The sequence below is a fragment of the Curtobacterium sp. KBS0715 genome (assembly GCF_005938005.2).
In the GTDB taxonomy this organism is placed as follows: domain Bacteria; phylum Actinomycetota; class Actinomycetes; order Actinomycetales; family Microbacteriaceae; genus Curtobacterium; species Curtobacterium flaccumfaciens.
Window position 1 is genome coordinate 499485 of sequence record NZ_VCCA02000001.1, and the last position, 24907, is coordinate 524391.

The following is a 24907-nucleotide window of genomic DNA, read 5'->3' on the forward strand; positions in this document are numbered from 1 at the left end:
TGCGTCGAGAACGGTCAGGGCTTCGTGATGAAGCCCTCCTTCACCATCCAGTCGAAGGCGACGTCGGCCGGCTCACGCCCCTCGACGTCGACCTGACGGTTGAGTTCCTGCAGCACCGCGTCCGTGAGCTTCGGCGAGATCTGGTCGTAGATCCCCTCGAGCTGCGGGTACTCCTTGAGCGTCTTCGAATCGATGACGGGGGCGACGTTGTACGCCGGGAAGAACCCCTTGTCGTCCTCGAGCACCGTCAGCCCGAGCGACTTGATGCGGCCGTCGGTGGTGAAGACCTCACCGAAGTTGCACTTGCCGCGGTCGGTGGCCGTGTAGACCGTGCCGGTGTCGAGGATGCTCACGTTGCTGCTCGGCACCCCGTTCGACCCCGAACCGCCGAGCTCCAAGCCGTACTTCTTGAGCATCGGCTTGAAGCCGTCGGCGCGGGAGTTGAACTCCGACTCGACGCAGAACGTGCGCTGGTCGACCGGCAGCTTGGTGATGTCGGAGAGCGTCTTGACGTCCCCGAGCTCCTTGACGGCCTCGTTGCGGACGGCGAACGCGTACGTGTTGTTCATCGGCGCGGGTTCGAGCCAGGTCAGCCCGTTGCCGGCGTCCTCCTTCTTCACGGCCGTCCACTGCTCGGTCTTGTCCGGGATCCCCTTCGTGTGACCCATGAAGGTCAGCCACGCGGTGCCGGTGTACTCGTACGTGAAGTCGGCCGCGTGCGAGGTCATCAGCTCACGGACCGCGACGCTGCCGGGCACGTTCGTCTCGTCGGTGACGTCGAACCCGGCGGCCTTGGCGGCGAGCACGGCGATCTTGCCGAGCACGAGCTGCTCGGTGAAGTTCTTCGACGTCACGGTGATGTGGGCGCCGGCCGGCAGGTCGTCGATGCGCTGGATGGAACCGGCACCGGCCTCGGGCACGAACGACGTCGCGGGCTGCAGGCCGCACCCGGTCAGGACGAGGGCGGTGGCACCGGCGACGAACGCGGCGGGTCCGACCCGGGTGCGGGTGCGGCGGGTGCTGCGGGTGCGGCGGGTCATCGGAGTCCCTTCGGTCGTGCGACCGTCTCGACCACGCGGCCGAGCCAGTCGATGGAGAGGGCGAGCAGGGCGACGAGCAGGGCCCCGGCGACGAGCACCTTCGGCAGGAACAGCGTCACGCCCGTCGTGATGAGCAGACCGAGTCCACCCGCACCGACGAAGGTCGCCAGGCTCGCCGTGCCGACGAGCAGCACGAGGGCGGTCCGGATGCCCGAGAGCATCACGGGCACCGCGAGCGGCAGTTCGACGCGCATCAGCACGCTGAAGGCGCTCATGCCCATGCCGCGACCGGCCTCGACCAGGCGGTCGTCGACGCTCTGCACCCCGATCATGGTGTTCCGGAGCACCGGCAGGATCGCGTAGAGCACGAGCGCGATGACGGCGGACGAGCTGTTCAGGCCGAGCCAGGCGGCGAGCAGCACGATGAGGCCGACGGCCGGGGCAGCCTGCCCGAAGTTCGCGACGGCGAGCACGTACGGGCTCGCCCGGCGCAGCGGCCCGCGGGTGAGCACGACGCCCAGCGGGATGCCGATCACGAGCACCAGGACCGTCGACTGCAGGGTCAGCACGAGGTGCTGGCCGGTCAGGGCCAGGATGTCCGCCGGGTTGAGCGTCGTGCGCTCCGTCGGGGTCAGGTCCGCCGTCGCGAGCCACACCGCGAAGCCGGCCAGGACGACCAGGATCGCGATCGGCTGGAACAGCAGGCCCTTCCACGAGGTGCGTGCACCGGTGGCGGGGCCGGCGACGGCGACTGCGCTCACAGGTCTTCTCCGGTGGGCATCGCCGACACCGGTGACGACGGCATGGTCTCGATCGGGTTCGTGTTGGTGCCGACCGGCGTGTAGGCCTGGTCTCCTGCGGCGGTCGCGCGGGAGCGGGTGATCGCCTCCATCACGGTCTCGACGGTGATGACCCCGCGGAACGCGTCACGACGACCGGTGACGAGCGCGGCGCCGGCGCTCGAGACGAGCATGGTGTCGAGCGCGTCGTTGAGGGTCGCGGCCTCGCCCACGACGGGCAGGCCGGGCTCGACACCGTCGGGGATGCGGTCGAGGCGCTCGAGCTGGCGGCGCGACGGCCACCCGATCGGACGCTGGCGGTGGTCGACGACGACGGCGTGCTGGTGCCCGCCGGCCTCGTTCATCCGCTGCAGCACGGCCCTGACCTCTTCGCCAGGGGAGCACGTCACGGCCGACTCGACCTCGACGTCGCGCACGCGGTTCAGCGTGAGCTGCTTCAGGCCGGCACCGGAACCGATGAAGTTCTCGACGAACTCGTTCGCCGGCTCGGCCAGGATCCGCTCCGGGGTGTCGTACTGCACGATGTGCGCGCCCTCGGTGAAGATGACGATCCAGTCGCCGAGCTTCACGGCCTCGTCGAAGTCGTGCGTGACGATGACGATCGTCTTGTGCAGTTCCTCCTGGATCCGCAGGAGCTCGTCCTGCAGGCGCTGGCGGGTGATCGGGTCGACGGCGCCGAACGGCTCGTCCATGAGCAGGACGGGCGGGTCCGCCGCGAGCGCACGGGCCACGCCGACGCGCTGCTGCTGCCCACCGGAGAGTTCACGGGGGAACCGGTCGCGGTAGGTGTCGGGGTCGAGCGAGACCAGGTCGAGCAGCTCGTCGACGCGCGCCGCGATCTTCTCCTTCGACCAGCCGAGCATCTTCGGCACGATGGCGATGTTCGCCGCGACCGTCATGTGCGGGAAGAGACCGCCGGCCTGGATCACGTAGCCCATGCGGCGGCGGAGCTCGTCACCGTCGATGCCGGTGACGTCGTCGTCGCCGACGACGATCCGGCCCTGCGTGGGCTCGATCAGGCGGTTGATCATCTTGAGGGTCGTCGTCTTGCCGCAGCCGGACGGGCCGACGAGCATGACGATCTTGCCGGCCGGGATCTCGAGCGTGATGCCGTCGACGGCGGGCTTCGACTGCCCGGGGTACCGCTTGGTGACCTCGTCGAGCAGGATGCTGCGCCCGGTGACGTCCCCGTCGGGCGCGGTGGTGGTGGCGGGGTCAGTGCTGGACACGGATACCTCTCGAGATGGTCAGGCGGCCGAGGCCGATGAGGAGCAGGTCGAGGACCAGGGCGAGCAGGACGACGCCGACCACCCCGACCACGACGGAGAACAGGGCGTTGGCGCCGCCGAGGCGGGACAGCCCGGAGAAGATGAAGCCACCGAGCCCGGGACCGAGCGCGTACGCGGCGATGGCGGCGATGCCCATCACCATCTGCGCGGCCACGCGGACGCCGCTCAGGATGATCGGCCACGCCATCGGCAGCTCGACCTGCAGCAGGGTGCGGAACCGGCTCATGCCGATGCCACGCGCCGACTCGACGACGGTGGGCGGGATCTCGGCGAGACCGACGACCGCGTTGCGCAGGATCGGCAGCGCGGCGAAGAAGACGACCGTCACGACCGACGGCAGGACGCCGAAGCCGAGCGGGACGATGAGCAGGCCGATGACGGCGAACGACGGCAGGGTGAGGCCGATGGCCGACACCCCGTTCGCGAACGCGGTCAGGCGCGGGCTGCGGTAGACGAGTGTGGCGAGCACCACGGCGATGACCGTGGCGAGGACGACGCACTGGACGACCAGTGAGAAGTGCTGCCACGATGCGAACCAGATCTGGTTCCATCGCTCCACGACGTACTGGAACACGGGTGGGCGCTCCCCTTCCGGTCGGCTGAACTGCCCACAGATCGGGGCACGAGCTCGGCCAAAGCTACGCAGCAGCCGGACCGGTTGTACAACGCAACCCCGCCGGGACGACGGTTTCCCTTGCAGTTGCGAGGAGGACAACCCCTGATCAGCGGGGGTTTACCAGGGCGAGCCTGGGAGAACGGTAACGATCGGTCTGCCTACTCGGCTATGCGTCGAGGTCGCGCAACCCTGATCGCTCCGCGATGTCGACGAGCTGCTCACGCCACCGGACCCATTCCTCCGGGGACTTGTCGGCCAGGTTGCCGTCGCCGTCGCCGGCCAGGCCGTCGAGCATCTCGCGCACGATGTCGGCGTGACCCGCGTGCCGGGCGGTCTCGTACGCCATGTGCACCAGGATCCGGTGCAGGGTGACGTCCCGGTGCCCCTCCGGCCACCACGGCACGGTCCCCGTGGTGGTGAGGTCGAGCGCTTCGATCGTGGCGTCGGCGTGGGCGGCACTCCGGTGGTGGAAGGCCACGACGTCGGCCATGGTCTCGTCGAGCGAGGCGTACATGTCCTCACCGTCCTCGGACTCGAGCCAGGCGGGCTGATCCGGCAGCGGCCGCCCGAACACCTCGCCGAAGTAGCCGGCCTGCACCCCGGCGACGTGCTTCACCAACCCGAGGACGTTCGTGCCCGTCGGCGTCACCGGCCAGCGGGCCTGCCGCTCCGCGAGCCCGTCGAGCTTGGCCAGCAGAGCCGCGCGGTGCTTCTGCAGGTACCGGTGCAGCGTCCGCTTCACCGCGGCGTCGGCGGCAGCGACGTCGGCGACCGCGCCGTCCGCGGCCGTCGCGCCGTCGGGGTCCCGCGTGGACCCTTCGTCCGACAGCAGGGCGTTGCCGCTCGCGGCCAGGGTGCTGGTGCTCGCGGGGTGCACCTCGGGGACCGCTTCGACGTCGCTCATGCCCCCGATCGTGCCACCCGGAGCTCCTGCAGGCGCGTCGACTCCTGCACGGCGACCCGTTCGGCGGTCAGCAGCAGCCCGGCGACCTCGGCGCCGGTGCGTGCCGGGGCGTCGTTCCAGCTTGTCAGGTCACGCACCCGGCCCATCCGGATGTCCGGCGCGGGGCACCACAGCACGGGCTCGCCCTCGTCGCGGGCGAGGGCGTGCCACACGACGTCGAGCGCGTGCTGCACCCGGGGCGCGTGGACCGCGTGCGGCCCGCCGGCGGCGGACACGACCGCACCGACCAGGCAGGCACCGACGAGCGGCCGGCCCTGCACGTCCATCGCGGCGGCACTGGAGGCCTTGCGCTCGCGGCCGTGCTCGTCGAGGTAGGCGAACCAGGCGTGCTGGACCCACCCGCGTTCGACGACGGCGCGGGCGTCGGAGAGCAGGTGGACGAGTTCCCCGAGTTCGCGGACCCGGTCGTCGACCCGTCGCGCGCGGGCGGCGGCGCGGCGGTCGGACAGGCGGTCGAGCAGGCCGCGGAGACCGCGTCGCTCGGGTCGGACAGGGGCGGGGGAGGCGTCGGTGGCGACGTCGTCCTGGACGCGGAGCTCGAGGGTCATGGCGGCCCCTCCGATCGGCTGTGCACGGATGGTGCGGTCACGATAGCCCCGCGGGGACTCAGTCGTCCAGCACCGCGTCGATGCTCCGTCGCGCGACGCTCCGGAAGGCGCGTTCGTCGGCGGTCGCCAGCGCGGACGCGAGCGCGACCACCCACCCTCGTGCGCGCAGCCAGGTGGTCTCCGGCACCGCGACGCGCGCGCGGAACGCCCGACGCCCCGGCCGGTCGAGCGTCAGCCAGGCGGTGGCGAGGTCGACGGCCGGGTCGCCCGCGGTGACGTCGCCGAAGTCGATCACGGCCGACAGGCGGTCGACACCGTCCGACGAGTCGACGAGCAGGTTGAAGGGGTGCAGGTCGCCGTGCACCCAGACGGGAGGCCCGGCGTGCGCGGACACGGCCGCTGCGGTCCGCCACAGCGCGGCCAGCTCTCCGGCCCGGTGCACGCCGTGGTCGTCGAGTCGCGCCAGCACGGCCTCGCTCCGCGACGCGAGCGGCACCGCACGGAACGGGTTCGCCGGGGCGTCGTCCGGGGCCGGGACGTGCAGGAGCCCGACGAACGCGGCGAGCGCCTCGGCGACGGGGACCTCGGCCGCCCGTTCACCGATCGCCGTGCCGGGCAGCCACGGCACGATGCTCCACGACCACGGGTACCCGAGGGCGGGGCGGCCGGTGCGCACCGGGGCCGGTACCGGGACGACCGATCCGACCCGGGCGGCGATGTCGGGCAACCAGCGCTGTTCGTGCTCGACGAGGCGTGCGGCCAGCTCCCGACGGGGGACCCGGACGGCCAGGTCGTCGCCCAGGCGGAGCACGACGTTGTCCCAGCCGTTCGCGACGACCTGGAGCGGGAGCCCGGCCAGGTCGGGGTGCTGGTCGCGCAGCAGGGCCCGGACGAGCGGGACGTCGACGTCGACCTCGGCGGCGGGTGTGGGCACGGCGTCAGGCTAGTGGGCCGCCGGACACACGCCCGCGAACTGGGGCCGGTGGCGCGACACCCTTCTCGCTATTCTCAGAGGCGAGGTGACGTGGGTGTTTCCCTGGGGGGACCCGCGTCACTCCGGAGCGATGAGCGCGACGAGCCGCGGGATCTCCGGACGCAGCCGTTCGGTGACGAACGCGTCCAGCAGGACCGTCCAGAGTTCCCGCAGGCCCGCGAACAGGTCGGCCCGGCGGGTCATGACGTCCGAGACGGTCTGCACGCCGGTGTAGGCGCGGACGACGACGCGGCCGACCAGGTCCGGGTCCCACCGCGGGTCGATCTCGCCGGCTTCGACGGCCTGCCGTGCGAACCCGGCGACCACCGTGGTCCAGTCGGTGTACGGGTCCTGCCGCGCGACGTCGCTCGCGGCCACGTCGGTCGACAGCCGGACACCGGCGCTGACCACCACCTCGGTCGTCATCTGCAGGGCCAGGCCCTGCGCCAACCACACGATCCACTCGAGCGGCGTCGTCCCCTTCGCCACCGCGGCCTCGCCGTACCGCCGGGAGATCGCGTGCTGCTCGGCGATCACGGCGCCGGCCATGTCGGCCTTCGACGTGAAGTGGAAGTACAGCGCGCCCTTGGTCATGCCGATGCGTTCGGCGATGCCGTCCATCGAGGCACCGACGTACCCGCGTTCGTCGAACTCCGCGGCCGCGCCCTCGATGATCGCCGTGCGGGTCGCGAGCGACCGCTGCTGCCGGGTCGGTCGGTCCTGCGCCATGGGGTCCGATCGTAGTCAGCGCAGGCTGTCGCCGGGGCCCGCTGGCCGCATTCGGCATGCGTTCGGCCGGGTGCCCTACGGTCGGTCGCCATGGACGGATGGCGGAACCCTGCGCGCTGGGCACGGACGGGGCGGTGGCTGCTGCTGCCGATCGCGGTGCTGGACTGGGTCGCGCTCGCGCCGCAGACCATCGTGGTGCTCGCGTTCCTGCTCGCCGTCGTCGGGCTCGCCGGCATGGGTGCGGCCCTCGTGGTGCACATGCTCCGTCGGTCCCGTGGGGCGATGGCCGGCCTCGGGGTCGTCCTGCTGCTCGGTGGCCTCGTCGTGTTCGGCCTCGATCCGTTCCCCGGCTCGTTCCCGCTCATCGAGTCGTGGTGGCCGGAGTCGATCACGCAGCCGCAGCACGTCGGCAGCGCGTACTGGCAGCTCGCCGGCCTGGGCATCGAGCTCGCCGGGTTCGCCCTGCTCGCGACGCTGCTCGTGGTCGCGCTGACCGGGACCCCGCGCCCGCGGCCGGACCGCTCCCGCTCCTGATCCACTGCGGGCGGCGGTGAGCACCCCGGGCGGCGCCTGGGCGGCGGATCCCGCTCAGTGCCGTGTGAGCACGACCAGCGTGACGTCGACCGCGGCGTCCGTGGGGATCGCCGTGCGCACCCGTTCGACCGCCGTGGCCCCGTCCGGAGCCGTGCGCGCCAGCTCGGCGAGGTCGTCCAGGTGCCGGAGCCCGTCGAGCGTCAGGACGCCCTGGGTACAGATCGCGAGCCGGTCTCCGGGTTGCAGGTCGAGCGCGCCGGGTGACCGGGGGATCGACTCCGGCTGCAGCCCGAGCGGCAGGTCGAGCGGGTGCAGGACGCGCGCCGGACCGTCGGCGGGGACGAGCACCGCCAGGCCGTGGCCGGCGTCGCCGAAGTCGACGTGACCCGACGTCGGGTCGAGCCGCAGGTGGAAGAGCGAGCCGACGGCGTCCGCGGCCGACAGGTCGGCGGTGACCTGCGCCTCCAGGCCGACGATCGCGTCCTGCATGTCGGTGCCGGTCCGGGCCGCCACGGCACCGCGGACCGCGGAGGCGAGCAGACCCGACGCCGGGCCGGCCGCGCTCACCCGGCCGACGGTGACGTGCAGGGCGCCGTCCGGTGCGACGCGCCAGTCGGCGACGTCGCCCCCGCCGTCGTCGTGTTGGGCCACCAGGACGTCGAGGTCGTACCCCGGCACCGCGACCGGGTCCGGCACCAGGCCGTCGAGCACCCGACGGACCCGTCCGCGGTCGATGGCGACGCCGAGCTCGCGCTCCGCCCACCGGGCCAGGTCACCCAGCAGGGCGACGTCGTCCGGCGAGAACGTGCGCGGCACCGCGTCCATCAGGCACAGCGTGCCCACCCGGGTGCCGTCGACCATGGTCAACGGTGCGCCCGCGTAGAACCGGATGCCGTGCTCCGCCACCGCGGCCGTGTCGGCGAACCGGGCGTCGAGCGACGCGTCCGGGATCACCATCGGTTCGCGGGTGAGCACCGTCGACGCGCAGAACTGCTCGCTGGCGGGGACGCTCGATCCCTGGTGCCAGCCGAAGGTCGACTGCGTGGTGACGAGGTCGTGGTGGACGAGGTTGAGGAAGGTCAACGGGACGTCGAACGCCTCGTGGGCCATGCGGGTGATGCGGTCGAAGCGCTCCTCGGGTCCTGATCCCAAGATGGCGAGCGCCTCGATCACCGCGGTGCGCTTGTCCGCACCGTCGAGATGGTTGGTCACCCGGCCTGTCTACCCCCATCGTCCGACAGGAACCAGTCCCGCGGGTGGGGGTCGGCGGTCAGCTCGCGGCGCTCGGACACCGGGGCGGCCCAGGCGGCGGCGTTCGACAGCACGCGCTGGATGTCGGGGTGGTGGTACACGGGGTACTCCTGGTCGCCGGGCGAGAAGTAGAAGACCTTGCCGAGCCCCCGGCGGTACGCGACGCCGGAGCGGAAGACCTCGCCACCGGCGAAGGTCGACAGGAACACCTCTTCGTCGGGGCGCGGGATGTCGAAGTACTCGCCGTACATCTCCTGCCGGTCGATGACGATCGGGTGCGGGACCCCCGCGGCGATCGGGTGCTCGGGCGCGACGGTCCAGACGAGTTCGCGCTCGCCGTCGTTCCGCCACTTCAGCGAGCAGGTCGTGCCCATCAGGCGCTTGAACGGCTTGGAGTAGTGGCCGGAGTGGAGCACCACCAGGCCCATGCCGGCGTGCACGGCGTCGACGACCAGGTCGACGACGGCGTCGCTCACCTCGTCGTGGGCGGCGTGGCCCCACCAGAACAGCACGTCCGTGGTGGCCAGCCGTTCGGCGGTGATGCCGTGGTCGGGTTCCTGCAGGGTGGCGGTGGAGACGTCGGCCCCGGGCTGCAGCTGCCGGAGCGCCTCGGCGATCACGGTGTGCATGCCGTCGGGGTAGTGCCCGATGACCGTCGCGTCACCGCGGGTCTCGTGCACGTTCTCGTTCCAGACGACGATGTTCAGGGGACGGTTCTCGGTCGACGGCGACATGCAGGCAACGCTACCCGTGCTCGGTTCGCGCATCCACTGGCGTTTTCTGATCGTTTGGCCTACCTTCAGATCACATTCGCGCAGGACGGCAGCGCCAGGGGGCGCCGATCACCGTCCGCGCCGAGGACAGGGGCTCGTCCGATGCAGCACCGCACCATCACCACCGTCGCACTCGCGGCGGCACTCGCACTCGCCGTACCGACCACCGCGTGGGCGTCGTCGCCCACCGGCCACCACCCGACACGGACCGCGACCACCTCGACCGTGACCTACACGGCGAGCGACGCGGTCATCCCGAACCCATCGCGCGGGTTCGACCACACCACCGAGACGCACTACCGCGCCGACGGCACCGGGTACACGCCGCTCGACGCCGCGACGCTCCGCGGCTACCGCGCCGAGGGGGTCACCCAGGTCGTCCGGGTGTTCTACATGGAGGCGTTCGTCCAGCAGCGGCGCCTCAGTCCGGCCTGGCTGCGGCTCGTGCAGCGCGACTACGACACCGCACGTGCGGCGGGGGTGGGCGTGATCACCCGGTTCGCGTACGTGCAGGGCGGCGCGTACCCGTACTCGGCGCCCTACGGCGACGCCGACCTGCCGACCGTGCTCGCGCACATCCAGCAGCTCACCCCGACGCTCCGCCGGAACGCCGACGTGATCCCGACCCTGCAGCAGGGGTTCATCGGGCTCTGGGGCGAGGGCTACTACACCGACCACTTCGCCAGCGACCCGGCGAACCCGGGCGTGCTGACCGAGGCCGACAAGGACGCGCGACGACAGGTCCTGCAGGCCGAACTCGCGGCCCTGCCGTCCAGCCGCTCGGTCCAGGTCCGCACGATGCAGATGAAGCAGGACGCACTCCGCACGCCGTCCGGCACGGCCGGGGCACTCACCCCGGCGCAGGCGCACGACGGGTCGGCAGCGTCGCGGATCGGGCACCACAACGACTGCTTCCTCGCCTCGCCGGACGACTTCGGCACGTTCCTGAGCGACCCGCTGTCACTCGACCAGGACTACCTGGCCGCCGAGTCGCGGTACGTCCCCGTCGGTGGCGAGACCTGCGCCGTGAACGCGCCGCGGTCCGAGTACCCGTCCGCCTCGGCCGAGATGGCGAAGTACCACTACAGCTACCTCAACCTCGACTACAACAAGGACGTCCTGGCGACCTGGGGCGCGGACGGCATGACCGACGCGGCGAAGAAGCTCGGCTACCGCTTCACGATGACCTCGAGCACCGTCACCACCGGTCGCACGCCGTCGGTCGCGGTGTCGGTGCGGAACGACGGCTGGGCGGCGCCGTACAACAGCCGCCCGGTGCAGCTCGTCCTGACCGACGGGCACCGCCGGGTCACCGTGCCGGTGCGTGCCGACGCGTCATCGTGGCAGCCGGGCCGGACCGTGACCGTCCGGGCGTCGCTCGCACACCTGCCGAAGGGCCGCTGGGACGTCGCCCTCGCCCTGCCCGCACCCGAACGCTCGGTGGCGTCGAACCCGGCCTTCGCGATCCAGACCGCGAACACCGGCACGTGGGACGCGCGCGCCGGCGTGAACCGCCTGGGCCAGACGGTGGTGGTGCGGCACTGACCCGACAGCAGGACGCCCCGGGTCGATCGGCCCGGGGCGTCCTGCTGTCCGTGGGGCGCCCCGCAGGTCGGGCGTCCTGCTGTCTGTCAACCGGGTCCGCCACCATGGAGGCCATGACTCCGCGCTCCCTGTTCCGCGCCGCCGCGGTCGCCGAACTCGTGACCTGGACCCTGCTCATCCTCGGGATGGTGCTCAAGTACGGCCTGGACGCCGGCGACTGGGGCGTCCGCATCGGCGGTGGGGTGCACGGCTTCGTGTTCCTGGCGTACCTGGTGGTCACGACGGTCGTGGCGGTGAACCAGCGGTGGTCGTTCGGGGCGCTCGTGCTCGGCTGGGCCAGTGCCGTCGTGCCGTACGCCACGGTGCCGTTCGAGGTCGCGGTCGCCCGCCGCGGCATGCTCGAGGGCTCCTGGCGACGCTCGCCGGACGCCCACTCGGGCTTCTGGGACCGTCTGCTGTTCTTCGTGGTCCGTCGGCCCGCCGTGGCCACGGGCATCGGGGTCGTGGCCGTCGCCCTGGTCTTCACCGGGTTGCTCGCCGCCGGCCCGCCCGTCCCGTCCCGCGGCTGACGCCCCGCGCGTCCCCTGTCACTTCGTGAGCAGGAATGGTCGGGTTCGTGGTGCGGACGCGACCATTGCTGCTCACGAAGCGCGGCCGTGGTCGCGACCACGGACGGACAGGAGGCCCGGTGCCAGCTGGCACCGGGCCTCCTGTCCGTGGGCCGGTCGCTGCTAGAGCGCTGCCAGCGCCGCGTTCAACGTGGCGGACGGACGCATGACCGCGCTCGTCTTGGCGTCGTCGGGACGGTAGTAGCCGCCGATGTCCGCCGGGTGGCCCTGCACCGAGACGAGCTCGTCGACGATGGTGTGCTCCTGCTCGCCGAGCTTCGCCGCGAGGTCCGCGAACGACGCCGCGAGCTCGGTGTCCTGGGTTTGCGCCGCGAGCTCTTCGGCCCAGTACTTCGCCAGGTAGAAGTGGCTGCCGCGGTTGTCGATCGAGCCGAGCTTCCGACCGGGGGACTTGTCCTGCTCGAGGAACGTCCCGGTGGCACGGTCGAGGGTCTCGCCCAGGATCTTCGCCCGCTCGTTGCCGGTCACACCGGCGAGGTGCTCGAGGCTGACCGCCAGTGCGAGGAACTCGCCCAGGCTGTCCCAGCGCAGGTAGTTCTGCTGCACGAGCTGCTGCACGTGCTTCGGCGCGGAACCACCGGCACCGGTCTCGAACAGGCCGCCACCGCCCAGCAGCGGGACGACGGAGAGCATCTTCGCCGAGGTGCCGAGCTCCATGATCGGGAACAGGTCCGTCAGGTAGTCGCGCAGGACGTTGCCGGTGACCGAGATGGTGTCCTCACCGCGGCGGATGCGCTCGAGCGAGAAGCGCATGGCGTCCTCGGGCGCGAGGATCTCGATCTGCAGGCCGTCGGTGTCGTGCTCGCCGAGGTACTGGCGGACGAGCCCGATGAGGTTCGCGTCGTGGGCGCGGGTCTCGTCGAGCCAGAACACGGCCGGCGTCGCGGAGGCACGGGCGCGGGTGACGGCGAGCTTCACCCAGTCGCGGATGGCGACGTCCTTCGTCTGGCAGGCGCGCCAGATGTCACCGGGCTCGACGTCGTGTTCGATGACGACGTCGCCCGACGCGGTCGTGACGCGGACCACACCGGCGCCGGGGAGCTCGAAGGTCTTGTCGTGCGAGCCGTACTCCTCGGCCTTCTGCGCCATCAGGCCGACGTTGGGCACGGAGCCCATCGTCGACGGGTCGAAGGCGCCGTGGGCGCGGCAGTCGTCGAGCACGGCCTGGTAGATGCCGGCGTAGCTCGAGTCGGGGATGACGGCGAGGGTGTCGTGCTCGTCGCCGTCCGGGCCCCACATGTGCCCCGAGGTGCGGACCATCGCGGGCATCGACGCGTCGACGATGACGTCGCTCGGCACGTGCAGGTTCGTGATGCCCTTGTCCGAGTCGACCATGGCGAGCTCGGGGCCGTCGGCGATGCCCTGCTTGAAGGCACGCTCGATCTCGGCGCCGTTCGGCAGCGCAGCGAGGCCGGCGAGGATCGAGCCGAGGCCGTCGTTCGGGGTCAGGCCCGCGGCGGCGAGGTCGGCGCCGTAGCGCTCGAACACCGACGGGAAGAACGCCTTGATGACGTGCCCGAAGATGATCGGGTCGGAGATCTTCATCATCGTGGCCTTGAGGTGCACGGAGAACAGGACGTCCTCGGCCGCGGCGCGCTCGATCTGCTTGCGCAGGAACGACTCGAGTGCGGCCACGTGCAGCACGGTGCCGTCCACGACCTCGCCCTGCAGGACGGGGATCGACTGCTTGAGGACCTGCTCGCTGCCGTCCTCGGCCACGAAGGTGATCGTCAGGACGTCGTCGGCGGGGGCGATCCAGGACTTCTCGTTCGAGCGGAAGTCGTCGACGCCCATGGTGCTGACGTTCGTCTTCGAGTCGCGCGACCAGGCACCCATGCGGTGCGGGTGCTTGCGGGCGTAGTTCTTGACCGACAGGGGTGCGCGGCGGTCGGAGTTGCCCTCGCGCAGCACCGGGTTGACGGCGCTGCCCTGGACACGGCCGTAGCGGGCGCGGACGTCGCGCTGCTCGTCGGTCGTGGCCTCGTCCGGGTAGTCGGGCAGGTCGTAGCCCTGCGCCTGCAGTTCCTTGATCGCGACCTTGAGCTGGGGGATCGACGCCGAGATGTTCGGCAGCTTGATGATGTTCGCCTCGGGGGTCTTCGCCAGGTCGCCGAGCTCGGCGAGGGCGTCGTCCAGGCGCTGCTCGTCGGTGAGCCGCTCCGGGAACTGGGCGATGATCCGGCCGGCGAGCGAGATGTCGCGGGTCTCGACGTCGACACCCGCGGTGCCGGCGAAAGCCTGGATGACCGGGAGGAAGGAGTGGGTGGCGAGGAACGGCGCCTCGTCCGTGAGGGTGTAGATGATCTTGGCCATGCTGGCGGGTACTCCCTTGTTCGACCGTCGGTACGTCCACGGTACTCGTGGCGCAGGATGTCTCGACATCAAGATACATGGCCCCCGCCTCCGCGCGGCAGATGCTCGGCCGACACCCTGGAGGCGCACTGTCGACACATAGGAACGGTGCGTGGACTGGTCTTCCGCAGCACCAGAGCGAGGGAGAGCGCGCATGACCACCACACGGCAGACCCCGGACGACTTCGGCTGGAGGGCGGAGGACCTGCGGTCCGCCTACGCCTCGGACGGCAGCGGCCCCTACCGGTACGCGCCGGACGGCTCCGGCCCGTTCTCGTACGACCCCGACGGTTCCGGTCCCTGGCTCGTCGGCCCCGAACCCCGACGGAGCGCCAAGCGGTTCGCACCGCGCCAGCGAGGCAGCCGGTCGCGGTTGCGGCGGATCGGGACGGCCTGCACCGCCGGAGCGCTGGCGCTCGCGCTCGCCGTCGGCAGTGTCTCCGTCATCGCGCACGCCGCTCCTCCACACCCGTCGGTGCAGGCGAGCGCCGCGCACGGCTCCGGACCCGACGGAGCCTGAGCCTCAGTCGCCGATCGAGACGCGGAACACCCGGACGCCGGCGGCACGGAGCCCGGCGAGCCCGAGCCGCATGCGCAGGGGCCGGAAGGGCCGACGGAAGCCGGACGACGCCGACGCGGCATCGATCTGGTGCAGGACCTCGGACGTCAGGGTGCGCTCGAGCTTCGGCGCGAGCCGGGTCACCCCGGACACCGTGACGACGATGCGGACGGCGTGCGGCGCGAGCATCGGCGCGATGAGTTCGGCCGCCGCCTGCGCCCGGTGGAACGCGGGGTCGTCACCGGGGCGGCGGATGGCGATGACGGCCAACGCCGCGTCCCAGGTCTCGTCGGGGTCCGGCAGGTCGTCGACCCCGATGACCCGCATCCGCGCGGCGTCGATGCCGGCGCGCACGGCCGCAGCCCGGAGCACGGGCAGGAGTTCCTGGGTACCGGCCAGCACGACGTCGGCCGACGCCAGGTCGACCGTTCCGTACCGCTCACGCGGCGATCGGGCCATGGTGCGGGTCCTTCCGTCGCTTTCCCCTGACCGTACCGATGCGGAGGGCTCGGGGGACGCTTCCGCCCCTGGTGATCACGCGCCTCCCAGCGCACTCGGTAACGAAAAGATCACGGAAGGGCCTGTACAAAGCGACAGAGTCGTGCAGAATGGTGGGCGGCCATGACGACTGCACCCGAACCAGACCAGCACCCGGCGACCCCGGTGGTGCACCTGTCCCGTCGCGCCGCCCTCGAGGCCGAGCGCGCAGCAGCCCGCGGACCACAGCGTCGCAGCAAGACGGCGCCGGTCGCGAAGACCGCCGAGCCCGAGAAGCCGGCCAAGGCTGCGAAGGTCGCCAAGCCGGCGAAGGTCGCGAAGCCGGCCAAGGCACCGAAGGCCGCGAAGGTCGTGAAGCCGGTACAGGCCGTCGTCCTCGCGACCGCGTCCTCGGCCACCGAGCCGGCGGGCCGCCGCTCCGCAGCCGCACGCGCCACCACCGAGCACGTCGACGACCGCATCCAGCGCGTCGTCCGCCGCCCCGCACCCAGGGTGCCCCGCGTCGCCAGCGCACCCCGGGCCTCCCGGTCGGCCCGTGCCGGACGCATCACCCTCACCAGCGCCGCCGCCGCCATCGCGATGTTCGCCGCCTCGGCGATGCCCGCCCACGCGAGCGCCGGCACCTCGATGGCCACGTCGACCATCGCGCCGGTCGTGCGCACCCAGGACTACGCCGTGACCCAGGCGGTCACGGCCGCCGGGTTCGACCGTGACGGCTTCACCGTCGGCGGCGGCTCGACCGTCACCACGAAGACGGCCGGTTCCGCCGACGCCGCGGCGACCGCCGGAGGCGCCGTGTCGTTCGGCGGCGCGGTCCGCTCGCCGTTCCCCGGCCCCGTGCAGATGAGCTCCGGCTTCGGGTACCGCTCGGCACCGTGCGGCGCGTGCTCGTCGCTGCACCAGGGCCTCGACTTCACCCCGGGCATGGGCACGCCGATCGGCGCCGTCGCCGCGGGCAAGGTCCGGGTCTCGGGCACCTACTTCTCGTACGGGAACGCGGTCATCATCGACCACGTGGTCGACGGCCGTCAGGTGTCCACGCTCTACGGCCACATGATCCCCGGCTCGTCGCCGCTCAAGGTCGGCGACACCGTCGCTGCGGGGCAGTTCATCGGGCTCGTCGGGTCCTCCGGCGTCTCGACGGGTGCACACCTGCACCTCGAGGTCCTGATGGACGGCGTCACGCCGATCGACCCGAAGGCGTGGCTCGAAGCCCGCATCGGTCGCTCGCTCACCCTGTAGCGACCGCTCCCGTCACGCGCGGGATCCACAGCCGCTGTCGAGCAGCAGCACGGTGATGTCCCAGTCGGCCTGTGCAGACTCACAGGCATGGACGATCCCCACAGACCGCCCGCCCGTCGTCGATCCGAGGCGGCTGCCCGCTGATGGGCGTCGACACCTGGATCGCCTTCGGGCTCGTCATCCTCTTCGTGCTCGTCGGCGGGGTCTTCGCGGCCGCCGAGATCGCACTCGTCTCCCTCCGCGAATCCCAGCTGCAGCAGCTCGAACACCGCGGCCCCCGCGGGATGCGGGTCGCCGAGCTCGGCCGTGACCCGAACCGGTTCTTGTCCGCCGTGCAGATCGGCGTGACCGTCGCCGGGTTCTTCTCCGCCGCGTACGGTGCGTCGTCGATCGCACCCGACGTCGCCCCGCTGTTCCAGGAGCTCGGCCTCGAGCAGGGCACGGCCGAAGCCGTCGCGCTGGTGCTGATGACCCTCGTCATCGCGTACCTGTCGCTCGTGTTCGGCGAGCTCGTGCCGAAGCGCCTCGCCCTGCAGCGTGCCGAGGGCTTCTCGATGGCCGTCGCCCCGACCCTGGAGCGCTTCGCGGTGCTGATGCGGCCGGTGATCTGGCTGCTCTCGAAGTCCACCGACACCGTCGTGCGACTGCTCGGTGGCGACCCGGACGCCCGCAGCGAGTCGATGAGCACCGAGGAGCTCCGCGGCCTGGTCGACGAGCACACCGGCGTCGACGAGCAGGGACGCCGGATCGCCCGCAGCGCCCTGGACGCCGGTGACCGCACCCTGCGCGAGTCGATGCGCCCCTGGTACGACGTGTCGACGCTGGACGCCGGCCTCTCCGTCGCCGAGGCCACCGACCAGGCCATCGCAGCCGGGCACACCCGGTACCTCGTGACCTCCGGCGGGCGCGACGAGGTCCAGGGCTTCGTGCACCTCCGTGACCTGCTGCGCCCGGTCGAACCCACGGCCCCGGTCGCCACGCTCGTCCGGCCGGTGCTCGCCCTGCCGGAGACGAAGTCGCTGTCGAGCGCGATCGCGGACATGCGCACCGACGGCCACCAGATCGCCCTGGTGGTCGACGAGTACGGCGGCAGCGCCGGCATGGTCACGCTCGAGGCGCTGCTCGAGGACCTCGTCGGCCGCATCCGCGACGAGTGGGACTCCAGCGAGTACGACGAGTCCGTGCTGGCACACGACGGCGTCGACGGCGCCACGGTGCTCGAGGACCTGGCCGCGGACGGCGGTCCTGTCCTGCCGGACGGCGACTACGAGACCGTGGGTGGGCTCGTGCAGGTGCAGCTGGACCGCGTACCCGAGGTCGGCGACGTCGTCCTGGCCGGCGGACACCGCCTCGAGGTGACCGCCATGGACGGTCACCGCGTCGCGCGCGTGCGCATCGGGGCCGACGCCGCGCCCTGACCGGCTGACGGAGCGGGGGAAAGCCCGTGGCGGCGGGCGGTCGCAACACCCCGCGGGACGCCGGCGAGCGGTCACAGGCCGTCGCCTGCGGCGCCACCAGCCGACAGGTCGCGACCCCCCGGCGGGCGGCACGCGACGTGTCGTGACCAGTCAGAGACGGCCGGCGGCCCCGCCGCGGCCCTCCCGCCTGCCGGACGCACGGCCCGGGCACGTACGCTCGTCGCATGGGTATCGACGTGCGCAACGAGATCCGCGACTTCCTGTCCTCCAGGCGGGCGCGGCTCACCCCCGAGCAGGTCGGCATGCCGTCGTTCGGCGGCGGGGTCCGACGCGTGCCCGGGCTGCGACGACACGAGGTCGCCATGCTCGCCGGCGTCAGCGTCGACTACTACACACGGCTCGAGCGGGGCTCGCTCAAGGGCGTCTCGGACAGCGTGCTCGAGGGCCTGGCGAGCGCCCTGCAGCTCGACGAGGACGAGCGCGCGCACCTGTGGGACCTCACGCGCCTGGCGAACTCCGGCGCGAAGGTCATGCACCGGAACGTGCCGACCCGCGTGCGCCCCGGCGTACAGCGGCTGCTCGACGCCATCACCGGCGCACCGGCCTGGGTGCGGAACGAGCGCGGGGACGTCGTCGCGACGAACGAGCTCGGCCGCGCGCTCTACGCTCCGCTCTTCGCCGGCCCCGGACGCCCGGTGAACACCGCACGCTTCACGTTCCTCGACCCGGCCGCCCGCGACTTCTTCCCGGACTGGGCACAGACCGCGAAGGACGCCGTGGCCGTGCTCCGGACCGCCGCGGTGTCGAACCCCTGCGAGCCGGGGCTCATCACGCTCGTCGGTGAGCTCTCCACCCGGAGCGAGGAGTTCCGCGGCTGGTGGGCCGCCCACGACGTCCGGATGCAGCGCACCGGCAAGAAGCGCATCGACCACCCGATCGTGGGGGAGCTGCGGCTGTCCTACGAGGCGCTCGACCTGGTCGCCGACCCCGGCCTGACGCTGTTCTCGTACTCGGCCGAGCCGGGCAGCGAATCCGAGCGGTCGCTCGCGCTGCTCGGCAGCTGGGCCGCGACGGAGCGGGCCGAGCAGTACGCGGCCCTGCGCGAGTCGGAGTCCGAGTCCGAGTCGGTCGACTGACCCGGACCCCGGACCGCCAGGAGCCTCAGCCCCGAGGCCGGACCGTCACGCCTGGGGCGGCACGTCGCCGTCGAAGAGCTCCGGCGAGCGCATCCGCTCGATGCGCAGCTGCCGCTCCGTCGCCGACAACCGCAGCACACGGATCGCGGCGAACACGAGCACGATGAGGGCGACGGCCAGCACGGCGAGCGCCAGCACGAACAGGGCGTAGAGGACGACGACGAATCCGAGACCACTGTCTGCGAGCATCCGTCGAACATAGCAGCGCGGGTTCGTAGGGTGGGGACGTGACGAGGACGACGGACGGCTCAGCAGGGGATGCGGACCACCGGCAGCACCGCCGGCCCGAACCCGCGTTCGCCCGTGCGGTCGCGAAGGCCCTCGGCGACGCCCGGACCGTGCTCGACATCGGTCCCGGTGCCGGTTCGTACGCGCCGACCGACCGCGACGTGACCGCCGTGGAGACCGCCGGAGACCTGCCCTTCGCCGACGACACCTTCGACGCCGCGATGACGACCTTCTCGCTGCACGAGTGGTACGACCTCGAAGGCGTGCTCGCCGAGGTGCGTCGGGTGACCCGGGGCCCGATCGTGGTCCTGACGTTCGACCCCGACCGCATCGAGCGCTCCTGGCTCGCCGAGTACGCGCCCGAGGTGCTGGCGGCGGACGCCCGTCGCCATCCGGCACTGCAGCGGATCGCCGACGCACTGGGCGACGACACCGTGACGAGCACCCCGCTGCCGATCCCGTTCACGTGCGTCGACGGGTTCGCCGAGGCGTACTACGCCCGCCCCGAGCGACTGCTCGACCCCGGCGTGCGCCAGGCGGACCCGGCGTGGGGACTGGTCGACGAGTTCACCGTCCGGCGGTCGGTGGCAGCGCTCCGGACCGCGCTGGAGGCGGGGGAGTGGGACCGGCGGCACGGGTCGCTCCGGATCCGCCCGACGTACGAGGGCTCGGTCGTCCTGGTCACGGCGACGCCGAACCGACCGCGGACGGACCGGGCCGGGCTTGACACCCGGTCGTAGGCTGGTCGGGTGAGCTTCCAGGAGGTGGTCGGCGCCCGTATCGCCGGCATCAGGGCGTGAGGCCCTCGGTCGTGCCCTCGGGTGCGGCCGACCTCGTCGAACCCTGACCTCCTCTGCCCGGTGCGGCGTGCGTCCGCACGCCCCGGGCCCGCACGAAAGCGATCACCCATGCTCCCCATCACGGAGAAGACCCTCCGCACGTCCTTCGTCAACGCCTCGCGCAAGGAGGTGTCCGACCTCACGCTGCCCGCCGACTTCGAGACGCTCGACTGGGACGCGCTCGACTACCTCGGCTGGCGCGACCCGAAGATCGGGCGGCGTGCGTACGCCGTCGTGCCGACCCTGGACGGCGACCTGATCGGCATCCTGTTCCGGCAGGCCGAGGCCTCGTCCCGCTCCCGGGCCCAGTGCTCGTGGTGCCAGGACGTCAAGCTGCCGAACGACGTCGCGTTCTACAGCGCGAAACGGTCCGGGCCGGCCGGACGGAACGGCAACACCGTCGGCACCCTGGTGTGCCAGGACTTCCAGTGCTCGCGGAACGTCCGGAAGCTGCCGCCGCCCGCCTACGAGGGCTACGACGTCGAGGCAGCGCGCCTCCGGCGCATCGAGGACCTGCAGGTCCGGGCCGCGTCCTTCGCCGCGGAGGTCTGAGACGCCGGCGTCTCGCGTCCGCAAACGCGACTGACGACGGACGGGAGGCCCGGTGCCAGCTGGCACCGGGCCTCCCGTCCGTCATGCGGTCGCGTCTACCGGCCGATGGTCGACATGTCGGGGTAGCGGTCACCGGTCGGGACCGGCAGCGCCGACAGGCGCGACAGCTGGTCCGCGGTGAGGGTCAGGTCGGCTGCGCCGACGTTCTCCTCGAGGCGGGAGACCCGCTTCGTGCCGGGGATCGGGACGATGTCGTCGCCCTGGGCGAGCAGCCAGGCGAGCGACACCTGCGCCGGGGTGGCGCCGGCCTCGGTGGCGATCTCCTTGACCGCGTCGACGATGCGCATGTTCTGCTCGAACGCCTCTTCCTGGAAGCGCGGGTTCGCCAGGCGGAAGTCGTCGGAGTCCAGGTCGGACGGCTTCGTGATCGCGCCGGTCAGGAACCCGCGGCCGAGCGGCGAGTACGGCACCAGGCCGATGCCGAGCTCGCGCAGGGTGTCGAGCACGTCGCCCTCGGGGTCCCGCGTCCAGAGCGAGTACTCGCTCTGCAGCGCGGTGATCGGGTGGACGGCGTGGGCCTTCCGGATCGTCTCGGGTCCGGCCTCGGACAGGCCGATGTGGCGGATCTTGCCCTCCTGCACGAAGCCGGCGAGCTGCCCGATGACGTCCTCGATCGGGACGGCCGGGTCGACGCGGTGCTGGTAGTAGAGGTCGATGTGGTCCGTGCCCAGGCGACGGAGGGAGCCTTCGAGGGCCTCGCGCACGGACTCGGGTTGGCTGGAGATCCCGCGCTGCTGCGTCGGCGTCTCCTCACCGGCCTCGTGCTGGTACAGGCCGAACTTGGTCGCGATGACGACGTCGTCGCGACGGCCCTCGAGCGCACGGCGCAGGAGTTCCTCGTTCGTGTAGGGGCCGTACGCCTCGGCGGTGTCGAACAGGGTGACGCCGAGGTCGATCGCGCGGTGGATGGTGCGGATCGACTCGTCGTCGTCGGTGCCGGCGCCCGTGTAGAAGGCGCTCATGCCCATGGTTCCGAGGCCGATCGGTCCGACCTCGAGGTCTGCGAGCTTGCGTGTCTGCATGCTGCAGGTCTACTCCCGGTCCCCCTGACGGCGGGAGGCACTGGCTGTACCCGCCTCCGCACCACTACGCTGCGAGGGACGGGGCAGACGCCCCGGGCTCGGGGGAGTGTCATGGTCGTCATCTGGATCGTCATCGCCGTGGTCGTCGTGCTCGGCACCCTGCTCGTCGTGCTCGAGGTGCAGAACCGCCGTCGGCGGCGGGCGCTCGAAGCGATCGAAGACCTGTCGGACCCGCGTGACAGCGCACGCGCCGCGGCCGAAGCCGAAGCTGCGCACTCCAGGACCGAGGGGCTCGCCAAGTCCGCGCACCCTGGCATCACGGGCGCCGGCGGCGGCTTCCCCGGCTGAACCGCCCGACCCCACCGCCCGCCGATTGTCGGGAGCGGCTGGTGGTGTGTCGGCGGACGGCCGCGCGCTTCGTGAGGTTCCTCCAAGGTGCTCGCACGATTGGTCCGCGCACTGGTGTGATCGTCCCGTGAACCTGTACTTCCGACTGCTCCTGCTGCAGCTGCGCACCCGTCTGCGCGCTCGGGTCGGTGGGCGCCGCCGGGCGTCGCTCTGGGACGAGGTGCGGACGCCGTTCCGGGTGGTCCCGACCGACCTCGACCCCCTGCGGCACGTCAACAACGGCAAGTACCTGTCGATGCTCGACCTCGGTCGGCTCGACCTGATGCTCCGCTCCGGCTACTGGGCCGCGCTGGCCGAGCACGGCTGGTACCCCGTCGTCTCGGCGCAGACGATCACGTACAAGCGGTCGCTGACGCTCGGGCAGCGGTTCGAGCTCCGCACCCACGTGCTCGGGGTCGACGACCGTGCCGTGTACCTGGAGCAGACGTTCGTGCGACAGGGTGCCGTGATGGCCCGCGCCGTGGTGCAGGCCCGGTTCCTGCGGCGTTCCGGCGGGACCGTGCCGACCGCGGACCTGCTCGAGGCGGCGGGTGGCGCGGACCGCGACCTGACCGTGCCCGACTGGGTGCACGACTGGGCGAGTGCGACCCGGATCAGCAGCGGTGCGGCGTAGACAGGTCCGGTGACCGAACCAGCAGGCTCCCACCGGACGACCGCCACCTCGCGCCGCACGCTCATCGCCGGCGGCGTCGGTCTCGGTGTCGCCGGCATCCTCGCCGCCTGCAGCAGGCCGGGGCCCGAGCCCAGCCGGTCACCGAGCGCCGCCCCGACGCGCTCGCAGACCCCGGACCCTGCACCGAGCGCTTCCCCGGACCGCGGCCCGGACTCGTGGGATGCGCTGGCCGCCGCGGTGTCCGGCACCGTGCTGCGCTCCGGCGCCGCGGGGTGGGACGACGCCCGCGTGCTCGAGAACCCGCGCTTCGACGACGCCGACCCGCGGGGGATCCTGCGGGCGGCGGACACCGCGGACGTGCAGGCCGGCCTCGCCTTCGCCCGGACCACCTCGACGCCGGTGGCGCTCCGGGCCGGCGGGCACTCGTACACGGGGTGGTCGGCCGGCGGGGCTCCCGGCACCGGCGTGCCGCGATCGCTGGTCATCAGCACGCAGGACCTGGACGGCATCGACCTGCACGACGACGGGACCGTCACGATCGGCCCGGGTGCCCGGCTCGGCGACGTATACGCCGAGCTCGCGGAGGCCGGACGGGCGATCGGCGCCGGTTCGTGCCCGACGGTCGGCATCGGCGGACTGACCCTGGGTGGTGGAGTCGGCGTCCTCGTCCGGTCCTTCGGTCTGACCTGCGACCAGCTCACCGGGGCAACCCTCGTCACCCCGGACGGGGCCGTGCACCGGGTGTCGACGTCCCGCGAACCCGACCTGTTCTGGGCCTGCCGCGGCGGGGGCGGTGGAACCGTCGGCGTCGTGACCGCACTGACGTTCCGGACGCACGCCGCGCCTCCCGTCCTGCTCTTCACGATCACGTTCGCGTGGTCGGCCGCCGCTGCCGTGGTGCGTGCCTGGCAGGACTGGGCACCGACCGCCGACCGGAAGCTGTGGTCGTCCCTGAAGCTGCTGAACGGCAGTCGGCACACCGCGCCGACCGTCACCGTGACCGGTGTGTGGACGGGGTCGAAGACCGGGGCCGACACTTCCGTCGACGGTTTCATCGCCGCCACCGGAGCGAAGCCGCTCGCCCACACCGGGCGGGTGCTCACCTACGGTGCCGCGATGTCGGCGTTGGCGGGGAAGCCGCAGCGGGTGTCCGAGGCGGCGACGTCGTCGATCGGCTCGGCGAAGCTCACCGACCCGCAGATCGACGTGCTCGTCGCCCAGGCGGCCGCGGCGGGTGACGTGACGGGCAACCTCGAGGGTGGGGTGGCGCTCGACGCGCTCGGCGGCGCCGTGGCGGACGTCGGCGCGGGGGACTCGGCCTTCCCCTGGCGGTCGGCGTTGATGACCGTGCAGTACACGGCGGTGTTCGCGGACGGGGCGGATCCCGCGCCGTTCGATGCGTACGTGCGGGGGTTCCGGGAGGCGATGCGACCGGCGTGGGGCGACGCGGCGTACGCGAACTACTGCGATGCATCGATCACCGACCCGTCCGTGTACTTCGGCGACAACACCGCGCACCTGCACCGCATCGCCGAGCAGGCCGACCCGGCGGGCGTGCTCGCGCAGCCGCACTGGGTCTGACGCACGCGAGTCTCGGGCCGGACCCGCGGCCGGCCGGTCCTACGATGACCGCATGGACATCGTCGACCTGGTGCTGCCGGACGTCGCCGCGTGGCGCGCCTGGCTCGACGACCACGAGCACGAACCCGACGGGGTGTGGCTCGTCCTCGCCAAGAAGGGCGTCACGGAACCGACGACGCTGACCTACGACACGGCCCTCGACGAGGCGCTCTGCTCCGGGTGGATCGACGGGCAGCGGCGCGGGCGCGACGACACCACCTACCGTCAGCGGTTCACCCCGCGCCGGAAGGCCTCGCTGTGGTCCCAGCGGAACCTCGGCCTGGTCGCGGCACTCATCGCCGAGGGGCGGATGCGGGAGCGCGGGCACGCCGAGATCGAGCGCGCGAAGGGTGACGGCCGGTGGGACCGCGCCTACGCCGGATCCGCCACGGCCACGGTGCCCGAGGACCTGCAGGCCGCGCTCGACGCCGCCCCCGCAGCCGCCGCACTGTTCGCCGAACTCGACGCCACGAACCGGTACGCCGTGCTGCACCGCATCACCACCGCCCCGAACGCCACGGTGCGGACGAACCGGCTCACCAAGCTCGTCGGCGGACTCGAACGCGGGGAGACCCCGTACCCGCGGCCCACCCGTCCGTAGACCCTGCG

The 24907-nt window shown here is 72.2% G+C and carries 27 protein-coding genes; 13 read left to right on the plus strand and 14 right to left on the minus strand.

The window, feature by feature from the left end; genetic code table 11:
* Positions 1–14 precede the first annotated feature (14 nt).
* The 8 genes from FFG40_RS02470 to FFG40_RS02505 all read right to left on the minus strand — a co-directional run bounded on the left by FFG40_RS02470 (position 15) and on the right by FFG40_RS02505 (position 6959).
* Positions 15–1040 (minus strand): glycine betaine ABC transporter substrate-binding protein, encoded by a 1026-nt coding sequence (locus FFG40_RS02470; RefSeq protein ID WP_138802124.1) that lies wholly within the window; start codon positions 1038–1040, stop codon positions 15–17.
* Positions 1037–1801 (minus strand): ABC transporter permease, encoded by a 765-nt coding sequence (locus tag FFG40_RS02475; protein WP_111056509.1) that lies wholly within the window; start codon positions 1799–1801, stop codon positions 1037–1039. Before FFG40_RS02475 ends, FFG40_RS02470 begins: the two co-directional genes overlap by 4 nt.
* Positions 1798–3069 carry an ABC transporter ATP-binding protein gene (locus FFG40_RS02480; RefSeq protein ID WP_138802125.1) on the minus strand — a complete coding sequence of 424 codons (1272 nt, stop codon included), beginning with the start codon at positions 3067–3069 and terminating at the stop codon, positions 1798–1800. Before FFG40_RS02480 ends, FFG40_RS02475 begins: the two co-directional genes overlap by 4 nt.
* Positions 3056–3703, minus strand: a complete 648-nt coding sequence (locus FFG40_RS02485; protein WP_138802126.1) for an ABC transporter permease — start codon at positions 3701–3703, stop codon at positions 3056–3058. Before FFG40_RS02485 ends, FFG40_RS02480 begins: the two co-directional genes overlap by 14 nt.
* Positions 3704–3911: 208 nt before the next feature.
* Positions 3912–4649 (minus strand): DinB family protein, encoded by a 738-nt coding sequence (locus tag FFG40_RS02490; RefSeq protein WP_138802127.1) that lies wholly within the window; start codon positions 4647–4649, stop codon positions 3912–3914.
* Positions 4646–5257, minus strand: coding sequence for a hypothetical protein (locus tag FFG40_RS02495; protein ID WP_138802128.1), 612 nt, complete (start codon positions 5255–5257; stop codon positions 4646–4648). The genes FFG40_RS02490 and FFG40_RS02495 overlap by 4 nt, the downstream gene beginning before the upstream one ends.
* 58 nt (positions 5258–5315) lie before the next feature.
* A complete protein-coding gene (locus tag FFG40_RS02500; RefSeq protein WP_138802129.1) occupies positions 5316–6191 on the minus strand; it encodes an aminoglycoside phosphotransferase family protein in 876 nt (291 codons plus the stop codon).
* A 117-nt stretch (positions 6192–6308) separates the two neighbouring features.
* Positions 6309–6959: a ScbR family autoregulator-binding transcription factor gene (locus FFG40_RS02505; protein ID WP_138802130.1), complete on the minus strand. Its 651-nt coding sequence runs from the start codon at positions 6957–6959 to the stop codon at positions 6309–6311.
* 90 nt (positions 6960–7049) lie between these two features.
* Between FFG40_RS02505 and FFG40_RS02510 the strand changes: the two genes are divergently transcribed.
* Positions 7050–7493 (plus strand): disulfide bond formation protein B, encoded by a 444-nt coding sequence (locus FFG40_RS02510; RefSeq protein WP_138802131.1) that lies wholly within the window; start codon positions 7050–7052, stop codon positions 7491–7493.
* A 54-nt stretch (positions 7494–7547) separates the two neighbouring features.
* On the opposite strand, the gene FFG40_RS02515 is transcribed toward FFG40_RS02510, so the two are convergent.
* Together FFG40_RS02515 and FFG40_RS02520 are read right to left on the minus strand one after the other, a co-directional pair.
* Positions 7548–8705, minus strand: a complete 1158-nt coding sequence (locus FFG40_RS02515; protein WP_138802132.1) for a PP2C family protein-serine/threonine phosphatase — start codon at positions 8703–8705, stop codon at positions 7548–7550.
* The gene (locus FFG40_RS02520; RefSeq protein ID WP_027466841.1) at positions 8702–9478 is read right to left on the minus strand and encodes a ThuA domain-containing protein; all 777 of its coding nucleotides are present in this window, start codon (positions 9476–9478) and stop codon (positions 8702–8704) included. Before FFG40_RS02520 ends, FFG40_RS02515 begins: the two co-directional genes overlap by 4 nt.
* Positions 9479–9619: 141 nt before the next feature.
* Here FFG40_RS02520 and FFG40_RS02525 point away from each other — a divergent pair, with 141 nt between their 5' ends.
* Both FFG40_RS02525 and FFG40_RS02530 read left to right on the plus strand, forming a co-directional pair.
* The gene (locus tag FFG40_RS02525; RefSeq protein WP_138802133.1) at positions 9620–11062 is read left to right on the plus strand and encodes a DUF4832 domain-containing protein; all 1443 of its coding nucleotides are present in this window, start codon (positions 9620–9622) and stop codon (positions 11060–11062) included.
* 113 nt (positions 11063–11175) lie between these two features.
* Positions 11176–11631 carry a DUF3817 domain-containing protein gene (locus tag FFG40_RS02530; RefSeq protein ID WP_138802134.1) on the plus strand — a complete coding sequence of 152 codons (456 nt, stop codon included), beginning with the start codon at positions 11176–11178 and terminating at the stop codon, positions 11629–11631.
* A gap of 162 nt (positions 11632–11793) precedes the next feature.
* Here the strand turns inward: FFG40_RS02530 and FFG40_RS02535 are convergent, their stop codons facing one another.
* Entirely contained in the window at positions 11794–14004 is a 2211-nt protein-coding gene (locus tag FFG40_RS02535; RefSeq protein ID WP_138802135.1) for an NADP-dependent isocitrate dehydrogenase, read from the minus strand.
* Positions 14005–14197: 193 nt separating this feature from the next.
* On the opposite strand from FFG40_RS02535, the gene FFG40_RS02540 reads away from it, so the two are divergent.
* Complete coding sequence (locus tag FFG40_RS02540) at positions 14198–14563, plus strand: hypothetical protein (protein WP_138802136.1); 366 nt, start codon at positions 14198–14200, stop codon at positions 14561–14563.
* 3 nt (positions 14564–14566) lie between these two features.
* Here FFG40_RS02540 and FFG40_RS02545 read toward each other — a convergent pair whose 3' ends face one another.
* Positions 14567–15061: a hypothetical protein gene (locus FFG40_RS02545; RefSeq protein WP_111056500.1), complete on the minus strand. Its 495-nt coding sequence runs from the start codon at positions 15059–15061 to the stop codon at positions 14567–14569.
* Between the two features lie 162 nt (positions 15062–15223).
* Between FFG40_RS02545 and FFG40_RS02550 the strand changes: the two genes are divergently transcribed.
* The 3 genes from FFG40_RS02550 (at position 15224) to FFG40_RS02560 (ending at position 18896) form a co-directional block, all read left to right on the plus strand.
* Entirely contained in the window at positions 15224–16342 is a 1119-nt protein-coding gene (locus FFG40_RS02550) for a M23 family metallopeptidase (protein WP_138802137.1), read from the plus strand.
* Between the two features lie 143 nt (positions 16343–16485).
* On the plus strand, positions 16486–17760 hold the full coding sequence (locus tag FFG40_RS02555; RefSeq protein ID WP_138802138.1) for a hemolysin family protein: 1275 nt from the start codon (positions 16486–16488) through the stop codon (positions 17758–17760).
* A gap of 224 nt (positions 17761–17984) precedes the next feature.
* The gene (locus FFG40_RS02560) at positions 17985–18896 is read left to right on the plus strand and encodes a helix-turn-helix transcriptional regulator (RefSeq protein ID WP_071406260.1); all 912 of its coding nucleotides are present in this window, start codon (positions 17985–17987) and stop codon (positions 18894–18896) included.
* Between the two features lie 45 nt (positions 18897–18941).
* On the opposite strand, the gene FFG40_RS02565 is transcribed toward FFG40_RS02560, so the two are convergent.
* Positions 18942–19145, minus strand: coding sequence for a hypothetical protein (locus FFG40_RS02565; protein ID WP_017887883.1), 204 nt, complete (start codon positions 19143–19145; stop codon positions 18942–18944).
* 38 nt (positions 19146–19183) lie between these two features.
* Here FFG40_RS02565 and FFG40_RS02570 point away from each other — a divergent pair, with 38 nt between their 5' ends.
* Both FFG40_RS02570 and FFG40_RS02575 read left to right on the plus strand, forming a co-directional pair.
* Positions 19184–19924 carry a class I SAM-dependent methyltransferase gene (locus tag FFG40_RS02570; RefSeq protein WP_138802139.1) on the plus strand — a complete coding sequence of 247 codons (741 nt, stop codon included), beginning with the start codon at positions 19184–19186 and terminating at the stop codon, positions 19922–19924.
* 168 nt (positions 19925–20092) lie between these two features.
* Complete coding sequence (locus FFG40_RS02575) at positions 20093–20575, plus strand: FBP domain-containing protein (protein WP_138802140.1); 483 nt, start codon at positions 20093–20095, stop codon at positions 20573–20575.
* Positions 20576–20670: 95 nt separating this feature from the next.
* Here the strand turns inward: FFG40_RS02575 and FFG40_RS02580 are convergent, their stop codons facing one another.
* Positions 20671–21657, minus strand: coding sequence for an aldo/keto reductase (locus FFG40_RS02580; RefSeq protein ID WP_138802141.1), 987 nt, complete (start codon positions 21655–21657; stop codon positions 20671–20673).
* 111 nt (positions 21658–21768) lie between these two features.
* Between FFG40_RS02580 and FFG40_RS02585 the strand changes: the two genes are divergently transcribed.
* From FFG40_RS02585 to FFG40_RS02600, 4 genes are all read left to right on the plus strand, one after another.
* Entirely contained in the window at positions 21769–22005 is a 237-nt protein-coding gene (locus tag FFG40_RS02585; protein ID WP_138802142.1) for a hypothetical protein, read from the plus strand.
* 127 nt (positions 22006–22132) lie between these two features.
* Positions 22133–22678: an acyl-CoA thioesterase gene (locus FFG40_RS02590; protein WP_110892909.1), complete on the plus strand. Its 546-nt coding sequence runs from the start codon at positions 22133–22135 to the stop codon at positions 22676–22678.
* A gap of 9 nt (positions 22679–22687) precedes the next feature.
* Positions 22688–24259, plus strand: coding sequence for an FAD-binding oxidoreductase (locus FFG40_RS02595; protein WP_138802143.1), 1572 nt, complete (start codon positions 22688–22690; stop codon positions 24257–24259).
* Positions 24260–24311: 52 nt separating this feature from the next.
* Complete coding sequence (locus FFG40_RS02600; protein ID WP_027466857.1) at positions 24312–24899, plus strand: YdeI family protein; 588 nt, start codon at positions 24312–24314, stop codon at positions 24897–24899.
* Positions 24900–24907: the final 8 nt, after the last annotated feature.